Origin of the sequence: Bradyrhizobium sp. URHD0069 (assembly GCF_000701345.1) — a bacterium.
Taxonomy (GTDB): Bacteria; Pseudomonadota; Alphaproteobacteria; order Rhizobiales; family Xanthobacteraceae; genus Bradyrhizobium.
This window is the reverse complement of record NZ_JNIJ01000017.1, coordinates 75,935-101,615: the sequence shown is the minus strand read 5'-3', so window position 1 is coordinate 101,615 and position 25,681 is coordinate 75,935. Positions and strand designations below refer to the sequence as shown.

At 60.9% G+C, this 25,681-nt stretch carries 29 protein-coding genes and 2 pseudogenes; 15 read left to right on the top strand and 16 right to left on the bottom strand.

The genetic code is table 11. From position 1 onward, the window contains the following. Nucleotides 1-12 precede the first annotated feature (12 nt). On the top strand, nucleotides 13-855 hold the full coding sequence (locus N554_RS0111800) for a TerC family protein (RefSeq protein ID WP_029583649.1): 843 nt from the start codon (nucleotides 13-15) through the stop codon (nucleotides 853-855). 3 nt (nucleotides 856-858) lie between these two features. On the opposite strand, the gene ppx is transcribed toward N554_RS0111800, so the two are convergent. From ppx to N554_RS0111780, 4 genes are all read right to left on the bottom strand, one after another. Beyond that, nucleotides 859-2,361: an exopolyphosphatase gene (ppx, locus tag N554_RS0111795; RefSeq protein WP_029583648.1), complete on the bottom strand. Its 1,503-nt coding sequence runs from the start codon at nucleotides 2,359-2,361 to the stop codon at nucleotides 859-861. Nucleotides 2,362-2,373: 12 nt separating this feature from the next. After that, the gene (locus N554_RS0111790; protein WP_029583647.1) at nucleotides 2,374-4,572 is read right to left on the bottom strand and encodes an RNA degradosome polyphosphate kinase; all 2,199 of its coding nucleotides are present in this window, start codon (nucleotides 4,570-4,572) and stop codon (nucleotides 2,374-2,376) included. A 138-nt stretch (nucleotides 4,573-4,710) separates the two neighbouring features. Next, a complete protein-coding gene (locus N554_RS0111785; RefSeq protein ID WP_029583646.1) occupies nucleotides 4,711-5,388 on the bottom strand; it encodes a P-loop NTPase family protein in 678 nt (225 codons plus the stop codon). 31 nt (nucleotides 5,389-5,419) lie between these two features. Continuing rightward, entirely contained in the window at nucleotides 5,420-5,962 is a 543-nt protein-coding gene (locus N554_RS0111780; RefSeq protein WP_029583645.1) for a CDP-alcohol phosphatidyltransferase family protein, read from the bottom strand. 279 nt (nucleotides 5,963-6,241) lie between these two features. Between N554_RS0111780 and N554_RS0111775 the strand changes: the two genes are divergently transcribed. Next, on the top strand, nucleotides 6,242-7,534 hold the full coding sequence (locus N554_RS0111775) for a tyrosine-type recombinase/integrase (RefSeq protein WP_029583644.1): 1,293 nt from the start codon (nucleotides 6,242-6,244) through the stop codon (nucleotides 7,532-7,534). Here the strand turns inward: N554_RS0111775 and N554_RS0111770 are convergent. Together N554_RS0111770 and N554_RS0111765 are read right to left on the bottom strand one after the other, a co-directional pair. Then, on the bottom strand, nucleotides 7,531-8,124 hold the full coding sequence (locus N554_RS0111770) for an FtsH/Yme1/Tma family ATP-dependent metallopeptidase (RefSeq protein ID WP_051677457.1): 594 nt from the start codon (nucleotides 8,122-8,124) through the stop codon (nucleotides 7,531-7,533). The two genes, N554_RS0111775 and N554_RS0111770, sit on opposite strands and share 4 nt — an antisense overlap. A gap of 102 nt (nucleotides 8,125-8,226) precedes the next feature. Beyond that, on the bottom strand, nucleotides 8,227-8,436 hold the full coding sequence (locus N554_RS0111765) for a helix-turn-helix transcriptional regulator (RefSeq protein WP_029583642.1): 210 nt from the start codon (nucleotides 8,434-8,436) through the stop codon (nucleotides 8,227-8,229). 615 nt (nucleotides 8,437-9,051) lie between these two features. Here N554_RS0111765 and N554_RS0111750 point away from each other — a divergent pair. The 10 genes from N554_RS0111750 to N554_RS42685 all read left to right on the top strand — a co-directional run bounded on the left by N554_RS0111750 (nucleotide 9,052) and on the right by N554_RS42685 (nucleotide 15,315). Then, nucleotides 9,052-9,729, top strand: coding sequence for a helix-turn-helix domain-containing protein (locus N554_RS0111750; protein ID WP_197033552.1), 678 nt, complete (start codon nucleotides 9,052-9,054; stop codon nucleotides 9,727-9,729). Nucleotides 9,730-10,588: 859 nt separating this feature from the next. Continuing rightward, on the top strand, nucleotides 10,589-10,876 hold the full coding sequence (locus N554_RS0111740; RefSeq protein WP_156041906.1) for a hypothetical protein: 288 nt from the start codon (nucleotides 10,589-10,591) through the stop codon (nucleotides 10,874-10,876). 5 nt (nucleotides 10,877-10,881) lie between these two features. Then, the gene (locus tag N554_RS37325) at nucleotides 10,882-11,781 is read left to right on the top strand and encodes a ParB N-terminal domain-containing protein (protein ID WP_156041905.1); all 900 of its coding nucleotides are present in this window, start codon (nucleotides 10,882-10,884) and stop codon (nucleotides 11,779-11,781) included. A 60-nt stretch (nucleotides 11,782-11,841) separates the two neighbouring features. Next, nucleotides 11,842-12,150 (top strand): hypothetical protein, encoded by a 309-nt coding sequence (locus N554_RS0111730; RefSeq protein ID WP_029583637.1) that lies wholly within the window; start codon nucleotides 11,842-11,844, stop codon nucleotides 12,148-12,150. Between the two features lie 68 nt (nucleotides 12,151-12,218). After that, the gene (locus N554_RS0111725) at nucleotides 12,219-12,425 is read left to right on the top strand and encodes a hypothetical protein (RefSeq protein ID WP_029583636.1); all 207 of its coding nucleotides are present in this window, start codon (nucleotides 12,219-12,221) and stop codon (nucleotides 12,423-12,425) included. Nucleotides 12,426-12,443: 18 nt separating this feature from the next. After that, a complete protein-coding gene (locus tag N554_RS0111720) occupies nucleotides 12,444-12,692 on the top strand; it encodes a hypothetical protein (protein WP_156041904.1) in 249 nt (82 codons plus the stop codon). Between the two features lie 432 nt (nucleotides 12,693-13,124). Then, complete coding sequence (locus tag N554_RS42970; protein WP_371259478.1) at nucleotides 13,125-13,295, top strand: DUF6074 family protein; 171 nt, start codon at nucleotides 13,125-13,127, stop codon at nucleotides 13,293-13,295. Then, nucleotides 13,295-13,804: a GntR family transcriptional regulator gene (locus N554_RS37320; RefSeq protein ID WP_156041903.1), complete on the top strand. Its 510-nt coding sequence runs from the start codon at nucleotides 13,295-13,297 to the stop codon at nucleotides 13,802-13,804. Before N554_RS42970 ends, N554_RS37320 begins: the two co-directional genes overlap by 1 nt. Before the next feature lie 441 nt (nucleotides 13,805-14,245). Beyond that, the gene (locus N554_RS0111700; protein ID WP_029583632.1) at nucleotides 14,246-14,563 is read left to right on the top strand and encodes a hypothetical protein; all 318 of its coding nucleotides are present in this window, start codon (nucleotides 14,246-14,248) and stop codon (nucleotides 14,561-14,563) included. A gap of 41 nt (nucleotides 14,564-14,604) precedes the next feature. Continuing rightward, a complete protein-coding gene (locus tag N554_RS42685; protein ID WP_081851234.1) occupies nucleotides 14,605-15,315 on the top strand; it encodes a terminase small subunit in 711 nt (236 codons plus the stop codon). Here N554_RS42685 and N554_RS0111690 read toward each other — a convergent pair. Further along, the gene (locus N554_RS0111690) at nucleotides 15,312-15,902 is read right to left on the bottom strand and encodes a recombinase family protein (RefSeq protein WP_029583630.1); all 591 of its coding nucleotides are present in this window, start codon (nucleotides 15,900-15,902) and stop codon (nucleotides 15,312-15,314) included. The two genes, N554_RS42685 and N554_RS0111690, sit on opposite strands and share 4 nt — an antisense overlap. A gap of 769 nt (nucleotides 15,903-16,671) precedes the next feature. Between N554_RS0111690 and N554_RS0111685 the strand changes: the two genes are divergently transcribed. Next, nucleotides 16,672-17,121: a DUF983 domain-containing protein gene (locus N554_RS0111685; RefSeq protein WP_081851244.1), complete on the top strand. Its 450-nt coding sequence runs from the start codon at nucleotides 16,672-16,674 to the stop codon at nucleotides 17,119-17,121. 8 nt (nucleotides 17,122-17,129) lie between these two features. Beyond that, the gene (locus N554_RS0111680) at nucleotides 17,130-18,836 is read left to right on the top strand and encodes a glutamine--tRNA ligase/YqeY domain fusion protein (protein WP_051677461.1); all 1,707 of its coding nucleotides are present in this window, start codon (nucleotides 17,130-17,132) and stop codon (nucleotides 18,834-18,836) included. Between the two features lie 437 nt (nucleotides 18,837-19,273). On the opposite strand, the gene N554_RS42965 is transcribed toward N554_RS0111680, so the two are convergent. Beyond that, a complete protein-coding gene (locus tag N554_RS42965) occupies nucleotides 19,274-19,582 on the bottom strand; it encodes a tautomerase family protein (RefSeq protein WP_156041902.1) in 309 nt (102 codons plus the stop codon). 506 nt (nucleotides 19,583-20,088) lie between these two features. Between N554_RS42965 and N554_RS41910 the strand changes: the two are divergent. Continuing rightward, nucleotides 20,089-20,268: pseudogene (locus N554_RS41910) on the top strand (peptide-methionine (S)-S-oxide reductase); the annotation flags it as partial. A 278-nt stretch (nucleotides 20,269-20,546) separates the two neighbouring features. Here N554_RS41910 and N554_RS0111655 read toward each other — a convergent pair. The 8 genes and pseudogenes from N554_RS0111655 to N554_RS0111615 all read right to left on the bottom strand — a co-directional run bounded on the left by N554_RS0111655 (nucleotide 20,547) and on the right by N554_RS0111615 (nucleotide 25,423). Beyond that, nucleotides 20,547-20,951 carry a YybH family protein gene (locus tag N554_RS0111655; protein WP_081851243.1) on the bottom strand — a complete coding sequence of 135 codons (405 nt, stop codon included), beginning with the start codon at nucleotides 20,949-20,951 and terminating at the stop codon, nucleotides 20,547-20,549. Nucleotides 20,952-21,144: 193 nt separating this feature from the next. Then, nucleotides 21,145-21,384: pseudogene (locus N554_RS35725) on the bottom strand (glutathione S-transferase N-terminal domain-containing protein); the annotation flags it as partial. Nucleotides 21,385-21,525: 141 nt separating this feature from the next. Then, a complete protein-coding gene (locus tag N554_RS0111640) occupies nucleotides 21,526-21,927 on the bottom strand; it encodes an SPW repeat domain-containing protein (RefSeq protein ID WP_029583623.1) in 402 nt (133 codons plus the stop codon). 448 nt (nucleotides 21,928-22,375) lie between these two features. Beyond that, complete coding sequence (locus N554_RS0111635; RefSeq protein WP_245283582.1) at nucleotides 22,376-22,870, bottom strand: hypothetical protein; 495 nt, start codon at nucleotides 22,868-22,870, stop codon at nucleotides 22,376-22,378. Between the two features lie 23 nt (nucleotides 22,871-22,893). Continuing rightward, nucleotides 22,894-23,466: a hypothetical protein gene (locus N554_RS0111630; protein WP_029583621.1), complete on the bottom strand. Its 573-nt coding sequence runs from the start codon at nucleotides 23,464-23,466 to the stop codon at nucleotides 22,894-22,896. A gap of 210 nt (nucleotides 23,467-23,676) precedes the next feature. Then, on the bottom strand, nucleotides 23,677-24,078 hold the full coding sequence (locus N554_RS0111625) for a hypothetical protein (protein WP_029583620.1): 402 nt from the start codon (nucleotides 24,076-24,078) through the stop codon (nucleotides 23,677-23,679). Nucleotides 24,079-24,136: 58 nt separating this feature from the next. Then, nucleotides 24,137-24,670: a DUF1993 domain-containing protein gene (locus tag N554_RS0111620; RefSeq protein ID WP_197033548.1), complete on the bottom strand. Its 534-nt coding sequence runs from the start codon at nucleotides 24,668-24,670 to the stop codon at nucleotides 24,137-24,139. A 177-nt stretch (nucleotides 24,671-24,847) separates the two neighbouring features. Beyond that, nucleotides 24,848-25,423 (bottom strand): cytochrome P460 family protein, encoded by a 576-nt coding sequence (locus N554_RS0111615; protein ID WP_029583618.1) that lies wholly within the window; start codon nucleotides 25,421-25,423, stop codon nucleotides 24,848-24,850. Between the last annotated feature and the right edge of the window lie 258 nt (nucleotides 25,424-25,681).

Genomic DNA, 25,681 nt, shown 5'->3' with positions numbered 1-25,681 from the left:
GGGGAATTCACTGTGAATTGGGTGCTGCAAATTTTCGATCCGGCGACGATCACAACATTCATCGCGCAATTTCAAAGCGAGATGCAGCAGCCCGCTTTTTGGGTCGCGCTCGGCAAGATCATGTGGATCAACATCCTGCTGTCAGGTGACAACGCGCTTGTCATCGCGATGGCATGCCGCGGCCTGCCGCCGCGCCAGCGGTTCTGGGGCATGATCCTTGGCGCCGGCGTCGCCGTTTTCCTGCGCATCATTTTCACGGGCATCGTCGTGACGTTGATGGCGCTGCCGTTCCTCAAGCTGGTCGGTGGATTGGCACTGCTGGTGATCGCGGCAAAGCTGCTGGTACCTGAACACGAGGGCGAGGGCGACGTGGACGCGGCTGCGCATCTGTGGGCGGCCGTGCAGATCGTGGCGATCGCCGACATCGTAATGAGCCTCGATAACGTAATCGCAGTCGCCGCGGCCGCCAATGGCAGCATTCCCCTGCTTGTCATCGGGCTTGCCATCAGCGTTCCCCTGATCGTCGCCGGAGCTGCGCTGATCATGGCGCTGCTCACGCGCTTGCCCGCCCTGGTATGGGCCGGCGCCGGCTTATTGGGCTGGGTCGCCGGCGAGGTGATGGCGACCGATCCCGCGATTGTTCCGCATCTGCAGGCGTTCTTTAACGGCCCGGTCGGCGTTACGCTCGACGCATTATTCGCGCCGCTCGGCGTGATGCCGCACTTTGCCAATGACGGTCATGGCGGCGAGGTGGTCTTCGGGATCCTCGGCATCATCATCGTGCTGGTGGCGGGATCGGTCTGGCGGAAGCGCAAGCTTTCGCAGATCGGCCAGCATGCAGCACCCGCGGCTTAGCCTCTAACGCCGCACGATCGATCCGGAGCGGCCGACCAGCCGTGCCAGCTGCTTGAAACGGCTGCCGACGCGATCCGCAACGAGATCGACCATCCGGTGCTCGAACACCAGCATCAGCTTGCGGTCGCGGCTTCGAAAGTGGGTTGCCGGCAAAACACCCGGCCGCGCCGCCGATATCAGATGGGCGACGCGGAACGCCGCCCCGAGCACGCGGGCACGCTCGACCATGGATGGCGGCACCAGCTTTTGAATAATCGCCGGCGGTTCATTCTGTTCGTTCAAACCCGCATAGCGATAATATACCGACAGCGCGACAAACGCCCGGCCTTGATGGCTGATCGCGCCGAAATTTCCGTTGGTGATGAGATTGAGTGTCTGCTCGCCGCGGTAATCGGGATGTACCCGCCATCCGATGTCCGACAACAGGCACGCGGCATGGCGCAGGCGGCGATCTTCCTCGGTTTCCCGCAATCTTACGACCCGCACCAAACGATCGGTCCATTCGATCAGTTCTTCGGCATGGCGCGCGGATCGCGACAGCAACTCGTTGAGCGTCTGCGCGGCGCAAATCAATCCATCCTTGGAGCGCTCGGCCTGCGGCAACATCGAGTAAAGCAGGCCTTCGCGCACCCCGAAGGTCGAAAACACAATGGTCTTCGGTTTGGCGACACGAATGATGTATTCGAGAACAAGCGCTGCATAGGTCAGTAACGGCCGTCGTGCATCGGCGACGACTTCGATATTGGCCAACATGTTCGCCGAGACGAGGCGGCGCAGGCGCTGTGCGAAATCGAGCGCGTCCGCTGCCGGTATCGAATAGCCGTGCATCACCCGCAACGGATAGCCGCTTTGGACGATGTGGATGCGCGCCAGCGCCCGCCATGTCCCCCCGACCGCATAAAACGCGCGGCCGCGGCCGGCCCTGAGCTGGGCAACTCCGGAAAGATCGGTTTTGACCATCCGCTCGGCGCGCTTCAGCGATTTCTGCGATGCGTCCTGTAACGCCAGACTGCCGAGCGGCAGCGTCACGCCGCGGCGAACGCGGTTGCCCTGAACGTCAATCAGTTCCAGCGAGCCGCCGCCGAGATCGCCGACGATGCCGTCGGGCTTGTGAAGGCCTGACACAACGCCCAGCGCGGATAGTGCCGCTTCGCGCGGACCCGACAGAATCTCGATTGCGACGCCGCAGATGCGTTCGGCCTTGGCGATGAAATCGGGACCGTTGGTGGCGTCGCGGCACGCGGCGGTGGCGATCGCGTGCACGCGGCCGACTTTCATGATCCTGCACAACGCGCGAAAACGCCGCAACGACGTCAAGGCCTTGGCGACGGCGTCGGGCGCCAAAAGCCCCGTGGTCTGAACCTCGCGCCCGAGACCGCAAAGGGTTTTCTCGTTGAAGATCGAGACCAGGCTCCGCGCCATCGATTCATAGACGACGAGACGCACCGAGTTCGAACCGATGTCGATGACCGCGACGCTGGATGGGCGTTTGCGCGGCCGCTTCACCGGAAAGCTTCCTTATGACGAATGCTGACGCTCGGTGCGGCGTGTGAGGCGGCGCGGCGAAGATTCCTTAAGCGACTTTCCACGGCCTGACAGACTCGGATTCGTCATGAAGTAATCATGCAGGTTGAAGGGCTCTTCGCCCTGAACGGTCTTCATACGCGTTGACGTCCCGTCCGGCAATAACCGCCAGCTTTGCTCTGTATCCTTGAGATTCGCGACCATGATTTGTTCGAGAACCTGCTGATGCACCGTAGGATTTTGCAGCGGACAAAGGATTTCGACCCGCCGATCGAGGTTGCGCGGCATCATGTCGGCGGACGAGATATACACAGCAGCTTTTGAGCTTGGCAGGCCTTGGCCCATCCCGAAGCAGTAGATGCGGCCATGCTCGAGAAAACGGCCAATGATCGATTTGACGCGGATGTTCTCGGAAAGTCCGGGAACGCCGGGCCGCAGGCAGCAGATTCCGCGCACCACCAGCTCGATCGACACGCCGGCCTGCGAGGCTTCATACAACGCATCGATGATATCCGGATCGACCAGCGAGTTCATCTTCATCCAGATCGCGCCCGGCCTGCCGTGCCGGATGTGGTTGGTCTCGCCGCGAATATGCTCGATGATGCGCTTGCGCAAAGTGAGCGGCGATACCGCCATCTTCTCGATATCGCTCGGCTCGGCATAGCCGGTGATGTAGTTGAAAACCCGCGCGGCGTCGCGTCCGATGATTGGATCTGACGTGAAGTAGGAAAGGTCGGTGTAGATGCGGGCCGTGACCGGATGATAGTTTCCGGTGCCGGTGTGGACATAGCTCGTGAGACTGCCGCCCTCACGGCGCACGATCAGCGACAGTTTGGCGTGGGTCTTCAGTTCGAGAAATCCGTACACCACCTGCACGCCGGCGCGTTCGAGATCTCGCGCCCAGCGGATATTGGCTTCCTCATCGAACCGCGCCTTGAGCTCGACCAGCGCGGTCACGGATTTTCCGGCCTCGGCGGCCTCCGCGAGCGCCCGCACGATCGGCGAGTTGTTCGAGGTGCGATAGAGCGTCTGCTTGATTGCGACGACATCGGGATCGCGGGCGGCCTGTTGCAGGAACTGCACGACGACGTCGAATGATTCATAGGGGTGATGAACGATCAGGTCCTTTTGTCGGATCGCAGCGAAGATATCGCCGCCATGATCGCGCACGCGTTCGGGATGACGGGGCACGAAGGGCGCGAATTCGAGGTCGGGCCGGTCGAGCCGGGTCAACTGCGACAGCTCGTTCATCGCCAGCACGCCGTCGACCAGCAGGACCTCGTCGTCGGCGGTCGAAAGCGCCCGCTGCACGAAGGCGCGGAGTTCTTCCGGCATCTTGGCTTCGATTTCGAGCCGGATCACCGAGCCCCGCCGCCGCCGCTTCAGCGCGGTTTCAAACACCCGCACCAGATCTTCCGCCTCTTCTTCGATTTCGATTTCAGAATCGCGGATGATGCGAAACGCACCCTGACCCTTGACGGTATAGCCGGGGAACAGCCGACCGATGAACAACCCGGTGGCTTGTTCGAGCGTAATCAATCGCACGGCGGAATCCTTGCCCGCGGGCAGGCGGATGAAGCGATCGATCTTGCCGGGCATACGGATGAGCGCGTTCATCGGTTTGCCGTCGGAAATCCGTGCGAGATGCAGCGCGACGGTAAAGCCGAGGCTCGGGATGAACGGGAAGGGATGCGCGGGATCGATCGCGAGCGGCGTCAGCAGCGGGAAAATGTTATGGAGGAAATGATCCTCGATCCAGGCTCGCTCGGTCTTGCTGACATCGCGGCCGTCGACCAGAATGATGCCGACCTCGGACAGGATGCCGCGCAGATCGCGCCAGATGGACTGCTGGTCGTTGGCGAGTTTTGAAACGGTCTCGTTGATGAGGACGAGCTGTTCCGCAGGGGTCAGCCCGTCCGGACTGCGCTCGGCAATGCCCTCCCGCACCTGGGCCTTGATGCCGGCGACGCGGACCATGAAGAACTCATCAAGGTTATTGGCGGAAATCGACAGAAATCGCACCCGCTCAAGCGCGGGATGGCCGGAATTGACCGATTCCTCGAGCACCCGGCGATTGAAATGCAGCCAGGAAAGTTCGCGGTTAATGAAGCGTTCGGGGCTGGCGCCGATGCTTGGGCGGGTCTCGGCTTCCGATTCTTTTTCTTTAATTACAACGGCTTGCGCGGATTCCATCAGAGTTTGATCCATCCCAAAATTAGACACGGCACCATCCGGCTGAGAGGGCACGAAGCATGTGTTATCGCGATGACGTTTCAATGACATTGATGTTCCCAGCGCTTGCGCCGTCAAGATGCGAGACGGGCCGCGGGATCAGGCATTGCGCAGCAATTCAGCCGCCAGCGCCCGGGTAACCGGCCGGCCCAGCCGCAAGGCCTCGGTGTCCAGGAGCTCAACGGCTTGCCGCGCGGCAGCATAAGAGCGCTCGATCCGGGTTGCGAGATAGCTCACCACGGTTTCATCGACAGCCAATTGGCGGTCTGCGCAAAACTTGACAACCAGGGCGCGAAACAGCTGATCGTCAGGCGGCAACAGCGACACCGTCGGTGCCGCGCGCAGACGTGACCGGAGATCGCGCAGCTCGATCTGAAACGCCGACGGCGGCTCGCGCGCGGTGATCAAAACGAAAGCTCCATCCTCCCGCGCCAGATTCATCAGGTGGAACAGCGCCCGTTCATCAAAGTCCGCGGGCTTCAAATCTTCCACGACCAGCGCCCCGGTCGCCAGCGCGCCCGGCACTGCGTCAGCGGTCAGCGCATGCGCTGATGTCGAGCGTGCACCGGCGTGTTCGGCCCAGATGGCGGCGAGGTGGCTCTTTCCGCAGCCCTCCGGTCCCACCAGCAGCATGATGCGGTTTGGCCATTCGGGCCAGCTGTCGACCAGCACCAGGCCTGCCGCATTGGCCGGTCCCTCGAGAAAATCGTCGCGGCCAAGGCTCTCTGCATGCGGAAGAGCAAATGCAAGCTGACGAGGGTGAACGCGGGTCGCCACGCAGTTACTCCATGCCGGGACGGCGCACGATCTATCTTGCTTCGATCGTGCTCATGTGCCGCACCCACTCCACGAGATAGAGCGATACGGAAACCAAAGTAAAGACCGTGACAAAACCCATCAGGATCAGATCATACGGCGCTGGCTTGAAGCCGAAGCCGAGTGCCGCAAGCACCAATGCCGCGAACGCCACCTGTGCCACCGTATTGAGCTTCGACACCATCAACGGCTTCATCGGGATCGGCCTGTCAAACAGCCATGATACGATCACGGCGGCTACAATCATGATGTCGCGGGAAACCACAAGGATGACGAGCCACCGCGGCACCGCCCCCCAGATCCCGAGCGCCACGTAGATCGAGACCAGCAGCGCCTTGTCGGCCAGTGGATCGAGCAGCGCGCCCAATTCACTGGCCATGTTGAACCGCTTGGCGAGAAAGCCGTCGACCGCGTCGCTGACGCCGGCGATGACGAAGATCGCGAACGCGATTTCCATCTGGCTGGAGGCAATCGCCCATACGATGAACGGCACCAGCAGGATGCGGCCGAGGGTAATGATGTTCGGAATACTCACGGGGCGCTTCCCGGCTACCGGCCTGATTTCGCGAACGATCCGGCCCTTGGCAGGGTGAACCGGTTCCTGTCTACATAGTTTATTCTGAAAGCCGTTTCGTAGGCTCTCACCGAACTTCACAGAATTTCAGAAACGTAGGCATTGCAGGTATTTCTTGCATTTTTCCTCTCCATTGCATCTCATCGGCTATCGCTCAATCTCCGACAAAATGATGCCCCGGTGATGCCCCGAGATGCCCGGATAGGTTCATATATAGTTTCCAGACAGGAACGATAGCAGATGCCCCGCCAACCTGAAAAAGCCCTGACCGACCGCAAGGTCCTATCCCTCAAAGCCGCCCCTAAAGGCAAGCGCTATCAGGTCATGGATGCCTTGGTCCCCGGCTTCGGGGTCCGCGTCACCGACACGGGCGTCAAGACCTACATCTTCCAAGCCCGCTTCCCCGGCTCGACCTTCCTGTCCCGCCGGGAGATCGCCAAAACCACCCTGGAGGCGGCCCGCCAGACCGCGCGCGAATGGTCGGACCTTATCAAGCAAGGGGTCGACCCAAAACAGGTCGAGGACAAGGCGAGGGAGGAGCAGGCGCAGATTCGCGCCAATACGTTCGGCGGCATCGCAGGCGACTATTTCGACCGCAAGTTGGCCAGGCAGCGCTCGGGCAGGGCGGTCAAGAAGCGGATCGAAAACAACCTGTTCCCGATCTTCAAGGACACACCGATTGCCGAGATCACCGATCTGGATATTCTCGGGAAGGTCGTGAACCCGAGGGCCATCGAGACGCCAGCGATGGGCCGGCAACTGTTCAACGATTTGGGCGGGTTCTTCTCGTGGGTGATCGATCAGCGCATCTATGGCCTCAAGATCAGCCCGTGCGCCACCATCAAGATATCGAAGATCGTCGGCAAGATCGAGCCGCGCCAACGAATCCTCAATGACGACGAACTGCGTGCGCTGTGGATCGCGGCAACGCGGCTGCCGTATCCGATTGGCCCGCTGTACCGTGGCCTTGTGCTCTCGGCATTGCGGGTTCGCGAACTGTCGAATACCGACCGCCCCGAATGGAATATGCGCGGCAATTCTTGGGAGTGGACGATCCCGGCATCGAGGATGAAGGGCAAGATCGCCCATGTGGTTCCGATTACTGCCGACCTGCGCAAGATTTACGACGCCTGCCCGAAGCGAGGCAAGTTCCTGTTTTCGTTCGACGGCGGCGAAACCGCCGTCAAGGTGGCCGGGCGGATGAAGAAGCAGATCGACGCGGAGATGCTCAAGGTGCTGCGCGAGATCGCGGTCGAGCGCGGCGATGATCCCGATGAGGTGGTGCTGGCGCACTGGACTAACCACGACATCCGCCGCAGCGTGCGCTCGCGCATGTCACGGCTGAAAGGAATTTCACTGGACGCCCGCGAGGCGGTCCTCGCCCATGTGAAACCGGGTATCCAAAGGGTCTATGATTTATACGAATACTTCGACGAAAAGCGCGAAGCCTTGGAGTTGTGGGCTGGTTATCTGCAGCAGATCGTCGAGCCGCCAGCGGCACCTAACGTGGTGCCGATCCGCGCGAGCGCCTAACGCTGGTCGGGAAGAAAGCGGGCTGGGTCGGGCGTTTTTCCGTTCGCACGAGATGACGAACGACCGATCAATTCGGCGATATCATCACCGTTCAGAACCGGACGGCTCAGAAGCGCTTTGGCTACCGTGTCAATCGCGGTCCAATGCTCATCAACGAGGTTGCGAGCCTTCTCGCTGCAATGCTGGAACAGGTCTGCCGCAAACTCAGCCTGATAGGCGGTTAGGCAGCACTCGAAGTTTTCATCGAGCCGGCGCAGATCGATTCCGGTTGCGACGAGCCCTGCGCGCGCCGCTAAACCGCTTGCCGTCTCGATATCGTCTTTCCACTCGTCAGGTTCTTTCTTTTTTGGCCGGCGGTGCTTTGCCTGACTGTGGGGACCCGCCAAACAGACGATGACGTCTTTCCTGATCGCCTCGAGTTGCGCCGGATGATCGGCATCCCGGGCCAAATACGTCGCGCTGTGGGTCAGCGCGGCTGAAGCATCCTCAAGCGTCGTGACATATTTCACCGCAATGCCGAGCGCATGAGCGATCACAGCATGTCCGGCCTCGTGATAAGCCAACACAAGTTCTTTTTGTTCTTTTTGCATCCTTGCCGCTCCAATTGCCGCGCCACCCACTTGATTTGGTTCTATCTGCCCCGCATGGCGCTTCTCCCCGCGCTATGCCGCCTTCGGCTTCTCGTTGGTCTCTCAGTTCGTGGCACCGGCGTCGCGTTCGGCGACCCGCGCGGCGATGTAATCGTCGATCTCCGCTTCGACGTAGGCATAGCGGGCAGGGCCGATGGGCACGCGCTTGGGGAATTTGCCTGCTCGCTCCAGCCGCCACAGGTGGGGCTTGGAATACGGCACGCCCTTGGCCTTCAGATCACGGTAGGGAATCAAAACCTGCGCTTGTGGCATGGGAATTCTCCGTTACGCACGAATACAAAGCTCATCGTAGGTTATCGTCTCACGTTCGGAGAATTTGTCGCGAAGCAATTTCGTTCCTTGGTGTTATCCACACCCGTGTTCACAACGCTGGTCATAGCGCAACATTATGCGACGGTTTTTCCGGCGAGCCGTGTCTCGGATTGAACACCGTGCGCATTTATTTTTCAGCAGCGAGTCCCATCGCTGCGCGAAAATTTCCGCTTTAAGTTTTACTTGCCGCGCACGATCAACTGCTGGTCAATGCGCACGATGCTTGCAAAAAATAATCTGGCGACATGTAACGCCGCGCGCCAGGACGCGCGGCTTTCCGGTCGCCGTTGCAAGTTACGGCCGGATTTTCGCGGAAACTGAGCCTTTGAATCCTGCGTTACAGGTGCTTGCAAATTCTGCAGGAAATGACTGCGGCGCTGGCGCTTCTATCATCGCGCGCGGCGTGGCCCTTGCATCGATCGTCGGCTTGCATCAATTTTGGCTGGAAAAACGAGAAGGCCACCCCGGAATAAACCGAGGTGGCCGCGCCGGCTAGAGCAATACCCGCCCCGCAAAGGCGGAACGATCCCAATGGAGCACCAAGGAGAACGTGCTGTGAGTAGTAATGCCCAGCATACTGAACCGCAAGCGCCATCAGCATCCCCAATTGCACATGTGACCGTCGTCGATCTCAGGACGCGCGACCGATTCATGATCGCGGCCAGCGAGGCCGGCATGCCCGACAATGTGTATCGAACCGCAACCCGGCTTGCTCTGCATTTCAATTGCAAGACCCGCCAATGCAATCCCGGCTACGCGATGCTGGCCGACAAGCTCGGCGTTTCACTCCGCACGATCATGCGCTGCATTGCCGCGCTCGAAGACGAAGGCTGGCTCCGGCGCAAGCGCGGCGGAACCTATGATGCGGTCAGCTTCACGCTCAGCATTCCGGCCGCGCCGGCAACCACGGAAGACACCTCCATAGATGACATAACTGTGTCACCTATGAATGGTGATCCATACGTGACAAAAACCGCATCCATAGGTGACAAAAACGGCATCCGTACATGCCACCACGCTGTCAGACATAACACAGGAACAGAGGAACAGAGTAGCGCGCCTCCGGCGCGCGCTCCTCGACTCGTTGATAGTCCTGTACCTGTAATCATCGACGCCAGAGCGCGCGCTTACAGCGCGCTGGTCCAAGCCTATCCGAAATACCCTCCCGACTGCTCCGACGACGACTGCCGAGAAATATTTGACCTAAACCTGCACCCCTGCCAAGCCTCTTGACTTAATGGGGTGTGTCGCAAAATCGGCGTGTGCGTGCCCGCGATCCGATCTCGCGGTATTGTCCGGAGCATGAACGAGACAACGTCAACATCTGATCGTGGCGATCACCGCGATCAACACGGCCGTTTCTTCGCGGGCAGTACCGGAAACGGCGGGCGGCGTCGGGGAAGGGGCAGCAGTCTGTCTAAGAGGCACCGCTATGACCGCGCGGAGCGCCTTGCGTTGAGCGGCAGGGATGTCAGGCGGGGAAGTGTGACGGCTAAGGCAAACGCACCATCGGCCTCCGGGGGCGAGTTGGGCGAGATCGAACCGGCACCGGTTCGCTTGCGCAGGAGAAACTCCCGGAGGTCAAGTAAGGAAGCCTGAGGTGGTGTGGGTCATTCCGGCGATCAGGCCACCATGTAATTCGCGTTGCTAACTTCCACCACTAAATTCTGGGCGGTGATCTGCAGCCCCGCGACGTCACGGCGCTCGCCACGACGCAAGTTAATTAGCCGCGGCAACATAGTTGCCCACCTCCGTTGTATGCTTGTGGCGGCCAATCGGCGCGCTCTCGACGTATGCTTAGAACCAATGCGCGGGATATATTGATCCAAATTAACCCCAACAACGACATCAACAGGTCGATCCCGCAATGACGAGCGCCGGTCTGACGCCGTGTGATCCGCGGTCGGTCGTATCAAATCATTCTTCGCAGAGACGCTAGTTTCCGCGGCTGCACTAAATCGTTGTGCGCGCCTCAAGTGGCAACGCATTTTTTGATGCAAAAAAATTGTTCTCTACCTGCCGAATCCAAGAGTCCAAGTTGTGCCTGTGCCGCAGTCGTTTGTTGGTGCTCGCTCTTTGTTGGTGTTCTCTTTTGAACACGTTGACATCTGGAAATGAACAGATCAGGTTTCATCGCGACTATTCAGCAGCCTATCGACACCAAGCATTGAGGATCAATCGCATGGCCTCCATGAAAGAGGGCGAAGTTGTTATTTCCGCTCGGACACGCGAAAATATTGACGGCTGGTTTGAGAAGCGGGCTCGCTATAGCGGGTCGACTGTTCCGGCAGAGATCAGCAGCGCCGTCCTCAAGAAAAATGGGCAGGAGTGGGAAGCACGGGCGGCCAAGCAGCCCGCGCTCGCACCCGCCGGGGCGTGACTCCAATGGAATTTCATCCGCTTGCGAATATTTTCCCGATGATGATCGACGAAGAACTCAACGATCTCGGCGATGATATGGTCGCGCATGGTCAGCGCGAGCCAATCTGGAGTTATGAGAGCAAAATTCTCGATGGCAGGAACCGCTACCGTGCGGGCCTGCTGAAAGGAATCGAACCTCGCATCGTGGAATATCTGGGTATCGATCCCCTCGGCTTCGTGATCAGCATGAATCTCAAGCGTCGTCACCTGGATGCAAGCCAGCGGGCGATGGTGGTGGCGGGTATAGCAAACCTGCCGAAGGGGTCTCATCCGCCAATTGGCGGATCATCTGCGACGCAGCAAGTCGCATCAAAGCTCTTGAACGTCAGCGTTCGCAGCGCCCAGCGAGCTCGTTATGTCAAAGATCACGGCGTACCTGGTCTGGTACACGCTGTGGAACAGGGAGACGTGAAGGTTGCTGCCGCAGCGGAGTTTACGAAGGCCATCCCACCGCAGGATCAGGCCCGGTTGATCGATGAATATGGATCACCTGCATCTGCCGTGAAGGCCGCTGTGAAGGCCAAGGCTGACAGAGCCTCTGTCTGGAAGCCAAGGCCGGTCCCTGATCCCAAAGCGGCCGCCGATCGAGCTGAGCGCCGGAGTCAGCGCCACCGCGAGAGATACATGCAGCTCAAGAGATTGCTTGAGGCATGCTGGGCTTTGTCTCAGAGCGGAAATCCCGCCCAAGTAGCGCGGTCTATGCTTCTTCTCGAAGCTCGCGAGGCAAAAAGTATTATCTCCCGTCTGCGGGAGGTCGCAACGTTCGCGAACGACGTCGCGATCTGGATGGAAGGTGCGGACACCAGTGCAGTACTTCCACAAAATCCAGACGCACACCACGCAGAGGGTGATGTGACCCCATAAGCCTTGCTGACGTCCCATCTCGAATTGAATTCGAACAACCAACCTGAACAGGACAGGCAGATGACGACCGTCGTAAACAAAGAACAAGCACCAGAGTTGGCCACCGAAGAATGGCTCGCGATCCGAAAGGAGGCCGGTTTTCGAATTGACCCTGCGACCGCTAAGGTGACCTGGTGGTGGGCACGAGTAATGGACCCCTACGGTGTCCTGCCGCATTGCCCGGAAGCCGACTGTGTTGGGAGACAGTATTTCGCTCGCTCTCCGGACGGAGATGTTTGGGTCAGCTTCCACGATATTCCCCAGGCGACGGTAGATGCCCTGAGGGAAAGAGCAGACGCCATCGATGATGATCACGATCTGCCTTTCTAGCGTCCGAGTAACCCTTGCGCCGCACGTTCAGTATTGAGCGCCAGCGCCTCAGCATGAGGTGCCCATCTATGCAGCCCACCAACGGAAACTCCACACCCAACGAGCCGGCTCAATATCTCACATTGGGCTGGCAGTTTCTCAAGGTCGCCCGCCATCGTCGCGACGGCTCCGGGCCCTCCCTCATCAAGCTGACGCGCGCCGTTCGCTATGGGCGGTCGGCATTGGACGTCTGGATGGCGGTGCACGACCATGCAGCGACGCAGCACGCGAAGTAACAGTAGCCGAGGTGCATCATGTCCAATTCAATCAAGATGTCACAGAGGGCCAAGCTCATTGTTGATCGTTGCCACGACGACGGCCAACGATTGTGCAAGTCCTTCCGCATCAAGACCACTGGCGACGCCGAGGTCATGTACGTGCTGGAGCCGAGCGGCAAGAGAGTCGGGCCGAAAGGTGCGCAGGAAGCTATCGATACGGGACTCTTGAAGGCACTTGATGACGGCTTGTTCGGTGCGTTGACCGCGCAGACGTGGATCGCATGAACGTCACTTCTGGAGGTTCGTGCGCACGCAGCACCGCGATGAGGATGATGGAGGACTGATCGTGCACCTAAGTCGAAAAGCATGGCACCGGCAGCAGCTCGAAATTCTCATCAACGAGGCCGAGACCCTTGATGATCTGAAGGTGCAGCAGCTTCCTTCGTACCGCTTAATCAAATGTTCAAGCTGCGGTCACGTCGGTCGCGCAAGCATCCCGCACCAAACCAAGGCGCCGTCGTTCAGGTGTTCACGGTGTGCGCGGCGAACTTAAACACGCGTAAACGCTTACGCGCGAAGTGTATGGAGGTCTAGATTGCCCATCGATCAACCAGACTCGCGCGTGACCTTCGGCGCCGTGCAGTCCGGCACCGTCATTCCATTCCCGCAGCACACCGCCGTGCCTTCATTGATCGTCATGCCCGCCTCATCGCGACGATGAGACCGGAGGTCGGCGAACGTTACCTGGATCGTCAGCTCCAGGTCCAATTCGAAACCCTGCAGCGCCGTGGCATCGATCTCGAGATCATCAACCGGGAGATCGTCGCGATGGATGCTGCTATTCGCGCAGCGCTCTGGCGCGCCGTCATTACGCGGGGACAACGCTGATGCCCCGCAAAGATAGCCCGAGGGAACGCGGGCCTCGTCACATCCGGCTGCTGGAATACATGCTCGATTCCGAGGCGTGGCAATCGCTCGATCCGGTAGCGCGCGCATTGTATATCGAAATCACCCGCCGGTACCGGGGGCCAAATTCAAACAATGGAAAGATACCTTACAGCGTCCGGGAAGCAGCAACCGCTTTGAATGTCAGTCGGAACACGGCAGCCCGCGCATTCCATCATCTTGTCGAGCGCGGTTTTATCGTCGCCAAGAAGCGCAGCGGCTTTAACGTCAAGGGTCGCACCTCGACCGAATGGCTGTTGACGGAGTTTCCCGATGACACGCTGGCCAGCGTCAACACCGCGACCAAGACCTTCATGAGTTGGACGCCAGCACCGCCGGTGCGAAGTCCCACCAGGGAGACGCAAAATTCATTCAACAGTCCCACAGGAGAGACGCACAGTCCCATGAGAGAGCCAGTCGTGGCTCCGAGGCGGGACCATGTTGCTCGATAGCAACGTTTATGGCGCTCTGGTGGGACTGTGGAGGCCCTCAAATTCATTTCACAGTCCCAAGAGAGTGACACTATACAGTATGCCATACCCCCTGCGTATTGAGCGGCACCCAGACGACCGCGCCGTGCCGGATGAGACCAAGACGTTCGGGGCAGTCATCGACCCTGGCGTTGCGCCGGAGCATGTCGAATTCGCCGACAGCATTAGCCGGCGCGGCCAGCCCGCTGCCATTCACCGAGCCAAGTCAAGGTATCGGCTGAGGAGCCGTCGCGCTTCTTCGCTGCAGCTTTGCTGGACATTAGACGCGCGCTCGTTGCCGGCGCGTCTGGGCGCTTCATCGATCACGACGACTTGTCGATGTCGAGACCCAACAACGACACATGCTTCACCTCTATCGAGAGCAAGAGAGCAGGCCCCCGACCAACCTGAAAGGACACTCAGATGAAGACGGTTGAAAACAAAGAACAGACTCCAGAAATGACGACCGAAGAATGGCTCGCGATCCGCAAGGAGGCCGGTCTAACAATCGATCCCGACACCGCCGAGGTATGCTGCTGGTATGCACAAATGGTAGACCCCTATGGTGTGTTCCCGGAGCTTGCGAAAGAATACGACTGCATTGGAAGAGAATACTTCGCTCGCTCTCGGGAAAGTCACGTTTGGGTCTGCTTCTCCGACCTTCCCGAGGCCACGCGAAACGCGTTGTGGCAAAACCGCGAGCAAAAAGGCGAAACGATTGATGAGGACATTCCGTTCTGATCGCCAGCAACAACGCGCGCCGGTAACGCGGGCCGGCGTGCATGGCGCACCAGGCCAAAGCGGCGCGATTTAGGTGCTCCCGGTGTGGGCGGCGCACCGGCAGCACTTGCCGCGACTTACGTCGTTCGCTTTTCTCTGCAATGTCGGTTATCGTTCCAAATGTGCTCGTGAAGAATCTCCGCGAGCAATCGTGCAATTGGCCATCCAAGCTTAAGCCAACGCGTGCCAGGCAACCGGATAGTACCCTGCAGCCCATGCCAGCACTCGCCAACGTCAGACATGAACGTTTCGCCCGCGCTTACATCAAGAGCGGCAACGCTGCAGCGTCTTACCTCAAAGCCGGCTATGCGCCATCAACGCGGGAAAGTCTGGACCCGGCCGCGTCGAAGCTCACAAGATTGCACAAGGTCGCAAGCCGAATACGGGAACTACAGAAGCAAATGGCCGCGAGAAACCGGATATCGGTGGACACGCTGCTGGAAGACCTCGCAGCCGACCGCGCACTCGCCCGCAGGCTTGGCCAGCCGAGCGCGGCCATCGCGGCGACGCAACTGAAAGCAAGAATCTGCGGCTTGCTCGTCGACCGCAAGGAGACTGGCCAGCCGAGAGACTTCGTGGGACTACAGTCCGAGGCCGAGGTGCTAGCGCTGATCCGGCGCGAGCTGGGAGAAGAGGCGGCAGCAGCCCTGGCTACCGCGCTGGCGCAGCAGGACGCCGCGCCAGTAACAGAGCGGAAATCTTCCAAAAATTAGACCGGTGATCCTGCAACAACCCGCTGCACAACACTGGTGCCGACACCAACTGTGCGGCCGATCCTCAAGACGCCCATGCCGCCGGCCCTGAGCTCGCGTATGCGCGCTTCCACTGAGGGCTTCACTCTGTTGCGACCGAGCTTCGTACCCGTCGCTCTGGCCCGCGCTAGCCCGGCGTTGATACGTTCGCGGATGATGCCGCGCTCGAATTCAGCGAATACGCCAAGCATCTGGAACATGGCCTTGCCGGCGGTGGTCGACGTATCGAGCCCTTGCTGGTGCAGGAACAGATCAACGCCTTTATCGTGCAGGCCCTGCAGGATGCCGAGCAAGTCGGTAAGTGATCGGCCTAAACGATCCACCGACCAGGCGGCAACCATATCGAACTCGCGTGCATTGACGGCCTTCAGCATAGCGTCGAGCCCAGGCCGCTTGTCACGACCTTTAGCGCCGCTGATGCCCGCATCCTCGTAGACCTTGACCACGTCCCAGCCCGAGCGAGCGGCCACCGCCACCAGCTCCCGGCGCTGGTTGTCCGTATCCTGTTTCGATGTGCTGACTCGCAGATAGATTGCGACGCGTTTCATTTTGAAGCCCCGTTGCTCGATTACCTCATCAAGCATCCTACGGGAAACATCTGATTGCCGTATAATTTATATGCGCTCAGAAAGCCCAGCAAACGCGCGCTTTGTGATCGGCGAATCCGAATAGGTTTTCGGTATAGGTCGGGCAAACTTGCCGGATTGCCAACTTGGCGGCAGTGTTATCCGTCGTGACGCTGGGCGATGGCGGTAGCGCGCTATGCTGAGACAGCTATGGCGCAGGACTTCGCGGCGTGGCCGAAACTGTAACGGACCCTATCACCCCCCGGGGGGGCCGGGATCGGCCTGGGCTTTATTTTAATTCAAACGCCCTTCGTCTCGTATCTACAAAAATTTTTTCGGGAATTTTTTCGAACCGGCAGCGGACTATTCGCGCCATCGCGGCTGGATGGGCCGTTAAACCGTGCGCGGGGCACCAAGGTAGCGTCGCGTCCACGGACAGGTTGACAGAGCGGCACGTCCTTCCGCGCGTTTCCTAGTCGCCCAACTACCGGCCCCACCGCCCCGGGTTCGCGTCCTTCACACCAGCAAATAGACCTTCCGGTTTCCAAGGGTAATATGTCCAGAAAGAGAACCAACCTCCCAGAATATGAGATAATTTGCCCACCCGCTATAGGCCCCTCCCGCTGTTGGCGCACGGACGCGTGCAGGCCGTCGTGATCACGCCGGGTTATCGACTACATGCCGCATCTGAATGACGCTTGAGCGCCGTCGCCGAATACCATGCTGCCGTGTGAGGCAGAAGGGACGGATGATGGCCACGACGATTGCAGACCCTGTTGGAAGTCACGACAACGGCTGGACGTCTGCAGAGACTGCTGCCGGGCGCAACGTCGGCCTCTCCCTTTGGAGGGGCGTTCGAGGAAGGTGCCCGCGCTGCGGGCGCGGTCGCCTGTTTTGTGCGTTCCTTAAAGTCGACGACCACTGCTCTGTCTGCCGCCTCGATTTTACCAGCCACCGGGCCGACGATCTGCCGGCCTACTTAGTGATCGTCATCGTCGGACACGTCTTGGTTCCGGTAATTCTCTGGGTCGAGGTGGACTATGCACCGTCGCTAGCGTTTCAGCTTGGCGTCTACCTTCCGATTACGGCCTTGGCCTCGATAGCTCTCCTGCAGCCGGTCAAGGGCGCCGTCGTGGCGCTGCAATGGTCGCTCAGGATGCACGGCTTCGGCGCGCATCCGCCCGACGAATTTCAGGCTTGAGGCGGAAGGTGCCTCAACAGAACGGCGGCCGAGAAGCGGGCGCAAGCGCCAGCAATTTCATTCGCAGCATCATAGCGTCGGACGTCGAGGCCGGCCGCACGCGTATCGTAGTCACGCGCTTTCCACCCGAGCCGAACGGCTTCCTCCATCTGGGGCACGCGAAGTCGATCGTGCTGAATTACGAGCTCGCGAAGGAATTTGGCGGCCGCTGCAACCTGCGCCTTGATGACACGAACCCGGCAAAGGAGAGGGTGGAGTACATCGATGCGATCAAGCGCGACGTGCAGTGGCTCGGATTCGACTGGGCACAGGGCCTGCGCTTTGCCTCCGACTACTTCGAGCAGCTCTACGCCTGGGCCTGCCATCTTGTCCGCATCGGCAAGGCATACGTGGACGACCAGTCCGTCCACGATATTAGAGAGGGCAGGGGGACATTGACGAGCCCGGGCCGGAACAGCCCGTTCCGCGACCGCAGCGTGGAGGAAAACGCCGAGCTGTTTGCGCGGATGCGCGCAGGCGAGTTCAGGAACGGCGAGCGGGTGCTCCGCGCGAAAATCGACATGGCGTCAGCGAACCTCAACCTGCGCGACCCCGTCATCTACCGTATTCTCAACGCCAGCCATCCGCGCACCGGCGCGGCCTGGCACATCTACCCGAGCTATGACTTCGCGCACGGCCAGTGCGACGCGATCGAAGAGGTGAGCCACTCGCTCTGCACTCTCGAGTTCGAGGACCACCGACCTCTGTACGACTGGTTCCTCGACAACCTCCCGGTGCCATCGCGACCCCGACAGTACGAGTTCGCTCGCCTGGGCATTACGCATACCGTCCTCTCAAAACGCGCGCTGACGGAGCTAGTGCGCGACGGCCACGTGGCGGGCTGGGACGATCCGAGGATGCCGACGCTTGCGGGCCTGCGCCGACGCGGCGTGCCTCCCGAGGCGGTGCGCCGGTTCATACGCGGCGTCGGTGTTTCGAAGGCCAACAGCACGGTCGACGACGGCGTCCTAGACGCAGCGATCCGGGATGTCCTCAATGTGCGGGCTCCGCGACGAATGGCGGTGCTCAAGCCTCTCAAAGTGACAATCGAGAACTACCCTGCGGGCCGGATAGAGGAGTTCGACGCACCAAACCACCCGGCGGACCCGGCCTTCGGGACGAGAGTCGTCCGGTTCTCCCGCGAGGTGTACATCGAGCAAGACGACTTCCACGAGGCGCCACCACACAGTTTCCGGCGCCTCGCGCCGGGCCGCGAGGTGAGGCTCCGCTACGCCTACCTCGTCACTTGCCATGATGTCGTGAAGGACGCAGCAGGCCGTGTGGTCGAGCTACGCTGCGCCTACGACCCCGACAGCAGGGGTGGCGCCGGCGCTGGCGGGCGAAAAGTCGGGGCGACAATCCACTGGGTGAGCGCCGTCGGCGCGTTGCCGGCCGAGGTCAGGCTCTACGGCCGGCTCTTCTCAGCAGCGATTCCGAGCCCGACGGACCTCGCACCCGACCTCGACCCGCATTCCATGCATACGCTACGCGGCTGCCTCGTCGAGCGCGCAACCGCCTCTGATCCCCATGGCCAGGCATTGCAGTTTGAGCGCCAAGGCTACTTCAGCCACGACGATGATTCCCGCCCCGAACGGCTGGTCTTCAATCGAACCGCCTTGTTGCGCGACAGCCCGGGAAAGCCGCCGACAGCGCACCCCGACCTTCTCAGGAAATGAGACGGTGCTTTCCGAAAGCACGCGATTATCTGAAGAAGCGAAAGCCCGTACTTCCACTCACGAGCATCGAGGTCACGTGGAGGCTACAATGAATAGCGTTTGTCGTTGCGGAAACGCTGAGAATAGTCAGTCGGCTTGCGCGAGGCGCGGCAGCGCAGGCTCGTCGAGCGGTGGCAGGCGGCGGCGACCTCGGATCGATCGCGCAAACGAATGCCACAGTTTACCACGACGCACCAAGGGCGAGCTGAGCTTCAGCCGTTCGGCCGCACTGCGTCGCTACTATTGAAACCCACGCGCAGCGTGCGTCAAAACCACGGTCCCCGGGACGCCAGCTTCTCGCGTAGCAGGGCGTTCTCGGCCTTGAGCGCTTCCATCTCTCGCTTCAGACGCGAGTGCTCCGGCCGGCTTCATTCTGTCGGGCGCGACCTCGGAGATCGTCACCAGGACGCTCCCCGGTTCGAAGTCGGCAGCGCTCGCCACCGCAGAGGCGACGGCGTCGCGTAGCGCCGGCCCGCGGGAATGCCCCGCGTCGGCAGCGACGAAGCCATGGACGAAGATCTGGTGGCACTCCAGCGGCGTGCCGTGCAGCCAGAGCATGCCGACGAGATCTCAAGCACGGTTGCTTGCGTGAGGTCGCGGGGCGCACCGGTCGTTTTCGCGTGCGCGTCCTTGACCGCCTCCGGAAGCGCGGCCTTGCGCTCATCGGAAAGCTGGCCTCCCGGAATCTGTATCGTGTAAGTCGCCATCCGTCCTCTCAATCCTCTGTGGAGGTCTCAGGTCCGCTCGTCCCGCGGGCGGGGGGTCCACCCGGTGCGCATAAGCATCCTGGCTGACCGCCTCGTCGACGATCCGCCCGATGCAGGCCTCGATCTCCTCCTCGTAAGGCGACACCGGACTTGCGTGCTGATCGTCGTCTGCCACGAACCGCGGGACGTGCCGGGACGCCCTGCGCAGGCGCGCCAGGAGAGCGTCGGCCGCCTCTTGCGTCGGCTCGAGTGCCAGGACGTGTGCAAGCAGCGTCTGCACGACCGAGGTGAGGGCCGGCACATGAGCCCCAGTGGGTGTGTATTCGTCGCTTTGCGGCATGCCTGATCCCGTCGTGGTGGCGGCCTCTTAGAGACTGAGTACCACGACGGTCCGTGACGATCTCATCCCGGCCGGTTATCGATTGGATGCCCGATTTCTATGATCTCACCACGGCGGCGACCGCTACTCTCGCGCGGCGGCTCTGGCCGGTCGGAGGAGACCTAACATGACGACGGAGAAGGCGGTGCTGGCCGGCGGATGCTTCTGGGGCATGCAGGACATGTTCCGCCGCCTGCGAGGCGTAGTGTCGACGCGAGTCGGTTACACCGGCGGCGACATCGCCAATCCGAGCTACGGCAACCACCAGGGGCACGCCGAAGCAATCGAGATCGTCTTCGATCCCGCGGTCGATGTTGTACAGGGGATCGGCGCCGCCGCCGCGGCAAACGAGACCACCAGGGAGACTACCGCAGATAAGAATGCCAGCCGGAGCATTCCGCCCCGGTGAGCCTGGTTGATCACTGGTGCGACGTTTTGCATCGAGCTGTGCATCCGTCGTCTCCCGGAGAATTCGGGCGCACAGGTCCAAAATCTCCGACCAGGTAGTTTCACCACGTGGCGGTGATCGTCGACGCCAGTCTGAAGAGCGGCTCCATCGCTGAGAGCTGCCGTGGCGCATATACGTCAGGCGGGATGTCGCACCGCCGTGCCTTGATTATTGTCGATTATGTACCGCCAGAACCCATCCGCGCCGCGCCGCATGATGTCGCTCGCTGTGCCGTGCATGTGCACGATCTTGCCGTCAGGACCTGTTCCGTCAATTGACCAGTCCAGCACAATCTGGGCGGTGTCGCCGCCGACGAACACATGGCGCACATTTGCCTTCAGCGGCAGGCCGAGCTTGATATCGTGCTCGAGTATGGCCGTGAACTCGGCGCGATCAGTGATGGTTCGCCCGTCGTTCGCGACGAATACCGCCTCCGGGGCGTACAAGGCCATCATTGCCTCGATCTTTCCGGAGTTAAATCGCTTGAGCAGAGACGGGATAACGCCTTCGGGTTCAGTAGGGAGTGAATAGGACTCGGACATCATTGATCTCCTGTTCGTGTTGGTTGAAACGGTTGCCCTGGGCGTTACTCGATGAAATCTGCGACAGTGGTAGCTATTGATCGCAGCGCGGGACGAAATTTTCCAATAGCCGGCACGTATCGTTTCGATAGCGGCGGGGAATAGCGCTGCGACAGTCCTCACTGCCGTTCGTAAATCAAAGCAAGTTGCGCAGGCCGTCGCCGGGCCTGCTGACGATGTAGTCGATGATGGCCCCGGACTCGGCGATGATCCGATCGCCTTCGGTGATCACGGGCGACTTGCCGAGCGGGTGGATCTCGCGCAGCTCCACCGGCACCAGATTGGTGCGCGCGTCGCGCTAGTAGAACGCGACCTCGTAAGGGGCCCGCAGCTCCTCCAGGAGCCACAGGATGCGCTGCGACCGCGACTCGTTCAGGTGGTGGACGACGATCATCAACTTGATCCTAGAGGGGATTACGGCAGTCGATGGCCGCGCAGTTTGCGATCTGCTGGAGGGCAGAACAGCTCGCCCCTCCCGAGTCCTCACGGACGAACATCGGCAACGTCTCGACCCTCGACGACGCCGTCGCCGCCTTCAACCCGCTGTGCGCCTGTCAAATCCCGAACGCGTCGCGACTGGCTCCTCAGGCGCGTTAAAGACTGACGTCGTGAGCAAAACAGCGGCAGCGAGGACCCAGTAGTACCAGGCGTCGAGCCCAGCGAATTTGAAGGCAAACGGTGCGATGACAAACGCCACCCCGACGGCGCGATCGACCCAAAGGTGCAGCCAGTAGGGAATGATGCGGACGAGCCCGGTGGGATGGTCGGTCAGGGCGGCCAAGAGCAGCGCGGCCACACCGACAACAACCGAAAGCCAGATTGCGACCGGTCCGCTCTGGCCGAGCTTCAGCACGAACGGCCCCGCGATCAAGACGATCGCGACGGGATAATCGATCAGGTAGGCGTGGATAGACTTGGTGATGAAGCGGAACGACATCGGTGACTCCTACGTGCTTGGTTGCTCGAGCGGGTCCTTGCGACGCGGAGATTGCATTTACCCAAGAGGACGATCACGCCACCCTATGCTGGCACGCACTCCGCACAACCGTCACGGGTCAGCCCGGTTCGACGCTCAGAAAGGCTATGCCGACACGCCAACGATTAGAAATGCCCGGTCGTTATCGTTTCCATTCCACTCGCCCGGCGCCATGGAAGCGGGTTGGTGTGGCGTCGAGCGTCGACCGCCAGTCCAAGGGCGGAGTGAACTTCAGGCGCACGACGCGACGGTGGTTCAGTGTCCGGCGGTCGAGGTCAGGGAACGCTTGGGAAGATCGCCCGGGCCGTGCCATACGACATCCGCTTCCTTCCTAGGCACCCCACAAGATTCGGGACGGTTGCCGTGCGTTATGCCGAGGGGCAGCATTCGACGTTCGGTGTCGCAGCTGTCAGGCGACCTCCTCGATCACGAGCTCCCGTCCGTTGAACGAGATCGCGTCACCGGCGCACTTGCCCTCCAACTCAGCATAGATCGGTGCCTGGGTGGAGATGCCCATGATCTCGTTGCCGTCGCACACAAACTTGCTTGTCGACACGGCAATAACGAAAAACCGTCCGCCTAGCTTCACCACTGCGCCTTCCTCGACCTTGCTCTTCGGCCCGAAGTCCATCGCCGAGAGCTTCTCGATCTTGTCGGAGTGCGAGTGAACGGTGTCGTCGAACGCTTCGGACAGGTCGCTCGCGAGCTCTGCCTGCGCTTGCTCGTCGTCTTCGATCGGCTCGCTTCTATCGAGCCGGGCGCTCCCGACATATTCCAGGTATTTCTCTCTCGCGCTCTCGAGGTCGCGCGCCTCAAGCAACAGCATTGTTTGCTTCACGATCTGTTTGTTCATCTCACGTCCTTTGTAAGAGGCGCCGCGGGGCCGGGGCTGTGGTGACACCACCAGCAAGCCTGACCATCGCGCGCTCATTCGTTGTCGGGCACGTCGGCCCCGTGGTAGGGGACTCTCTCAAGCCTAGAATCTCGCAGGATGCTGGTGACCAGCCAGACGTAGGATTGCTCCGCCGTGTCGAACCCGAGCATCGAGAACGACTGCCCGAACGGGCACGGGGGGAAGTCAGGAAACCCGATGCGCAGTACAAACCGCTCGGGATCCCCGTCGAATTCCTCCTTGAAGACCTTCCGCAGGCCATAGCGGCTCGCTATTTCGCCTCCGTTGTCGTGACGTGTGGGGCGGTTCGCGTTTAGCTGTTCGTAGAGTTCTCGCGAGCACTCCTGGTCCAAGGCATCAAAGGCGTCGATCAACAGGCCGTTGCTGCCGGCCTTCCGGTCGGCGATCGCGTAGATGTTTGAATCGTCCCCCGCATCAGGCGCGCTCTCGAACCTCATCGCGGCATCCACGTGCACGTCGCCGATGGCGACAGGCTGGTCGGCGGTCAGGTCGTAGAGCTGGCCGTCCCGTATTCGATACTCGTGATCGTAGCCGCGTCGGCGGAGATCCGAAACCGCCTCGACCATGTCCCCGACGTCGAGGTTCATTTGCACTCTCCTGGATTTCGCTGCGCTCAGGCCGCTGCGACAAATGCATCGGTCAACACAGGGGCAAACCTGCGGACGCGACCGTCGCACGACCGGTGGACCCGTAGACACGCCACGCGAAACGCTATGTTTCGTGCAAGGCGTTGGGAAATGCCGTGCTGTTATCGTTTCCATTCCCGCAACTGCGGCAGGCTGAGACCCGGCTGCGGCCTAGCCGTCTGTCGCGGGGTAGGCGCTGCCCGAACAAGGCTGCCAGCCCGCCGACACTGCCCCGGAAGCCAACGCGGCCAGCAGAGCCGGCGCGGTCGCTCCGCGAGTCGCCGCCAGGACGGCGCTGGCGCCGGCGAACGACGCGACAGTGGCCGCGAGCGAGGTCGCAAGCGTGCGAACCTGCTGCCGGTCGTCGCTCAAGCCAATCTCGACGCGGGGCAGCCGCTTAATGTTGCAGCCGACGGCGCCCGCACAGGACGCTGCAATCTCCTCCTGCGCCAGGAAGCTTATGCGAGCGCGGTCGATCCCCGCGGCTCCCAACTCTCTTACAGCAGCCTCGAATTCAACTTCGCTTTGCAGCGCGCCAATGACCTCTCGCAACTCGCTCACTAACGGCATCATCTAAACTTGCTTTCCTGCCTTGAAGGCCTCGGCCCGAGCCGCGCACCGCGCCCGCCTCTCACGAGTAGTCACCGCCGCTCTGCTGAGTGAGGTTGCCGAGGTAGTCACGCTTCCCGATCTTCGCTCCGAGGTGCCGGAGGATCGCGTGCGCAATCGAGATGTGGAAGAAGAAGTCGGGCAGAACCAGGAGCCGGATGTAGTCGTCGCCGCCGAACCACCCGCGCACGATAGGCGGCGTCAGCTCGTATGTGTGGGACTGCGCGCCGGCAATCTCGTCCGGCTGCACGTTTTGCAGGAAGCCGCGAGTCTCAAGAAGCCGTCCCTTCAATGCCGGATACATCATCGGGGTGTTGCGGGGCGCTGGCGGGTCGCGCTGCATCAGCTTCGCCATGTGAGCGTCGACCTTGTTGCAGCTTACGGAGAACTGTTCTCCGAAAGTCAGCATGTCGGGCGCGAGCCGCTCGCCAAGTATCCTCCCAGGCTCAAACCCCTTGGTCCGCTCGAGCGCTTGGGCGTGGTCGAGATAGTCGTCCATCACGTTCAGTCCATGTACCATGACAGGGACTGTGATGTCATAGACCGAGAAGGACACGCCAACCTCCATGCGCTCGTTTGTAGTCTGAACGTCGGTCGGACCCGAAAGGTCGCTAACCGAAACGATTGGTCACAATAAGCCCTTCAATCTTCTGGCTTGCCGCACCAGCTTGCCGGACTCGACATTGGCCTCCGCGAAACCGCGGCAAGAGGAGAGCGCCTAGCATGCGGCCGCCTAGTGACGCAGGACGGGATATCCGTTCGCGTAAATCCAGTCAGTGGCCTTGGCGGGCACGTGGCATCCCTGGCAGTCCGAATGGTAGTCCGTCGAGGTGGTCTTGAGCGGCTTGTCCGCGTCGAACCACGACCATCCCCATCCGTCGCCCCACAACGGGTTGCCGGGGTGCGTTCCCTTGCTGTCTCTTACCATAACGAACCAGCCCTTGAGGTTGTCTGCGTGGCTTACCGTGCCGGTGGTCATCTCGTTTGTCGAGGTCGCGAAGACCTCCTTCACCAGAACGGCGCCATCCGGGAAGTGTCCCGTCTTCCGGTAGGCGTCGATCGCCCCCGGGGATGCGTAGACGGCGTGGATTTCCTTCGAGCCCTGGCCGCTGTCGGCGGCAATCGCCCAGCTCCCGAGCGCTTGGTAGAGGGTTCGGTAGTCTGCCGGCACGCGCAGGTGCCCGGCGGCGTCCACCACGTTCGCGGTCGGGCTGGCCGGAGCCGCTCCGCTGATCTGAGCGATCGCCACCACGGTGCCGGCGACCAGCGAGACGGCAACAGCCAGGCCGACAGTCCTCGGTAATTTCATGGGGGTCTCCTTTGCTGCTCGCGCGTGGCACGGTGACTCGGCGCAACGGCTTCAATCGCTGTCGAGGCGGCCGCGCGTGCTCGGCCGGCCCAGCGGACCCAAAGATGGGACACAGCCGACGAAATTAGAAATTCCCTTTGAACATGCATTCGATAGTCATGGGGTATCGTCGTCCAAAAGCGCTGTGCGCGCCAGCGGCCCGTCCGTCTGCAATCAGCCGCCGTTGTTCGGGTGGTGCACCACGATCATTGCGGCTCT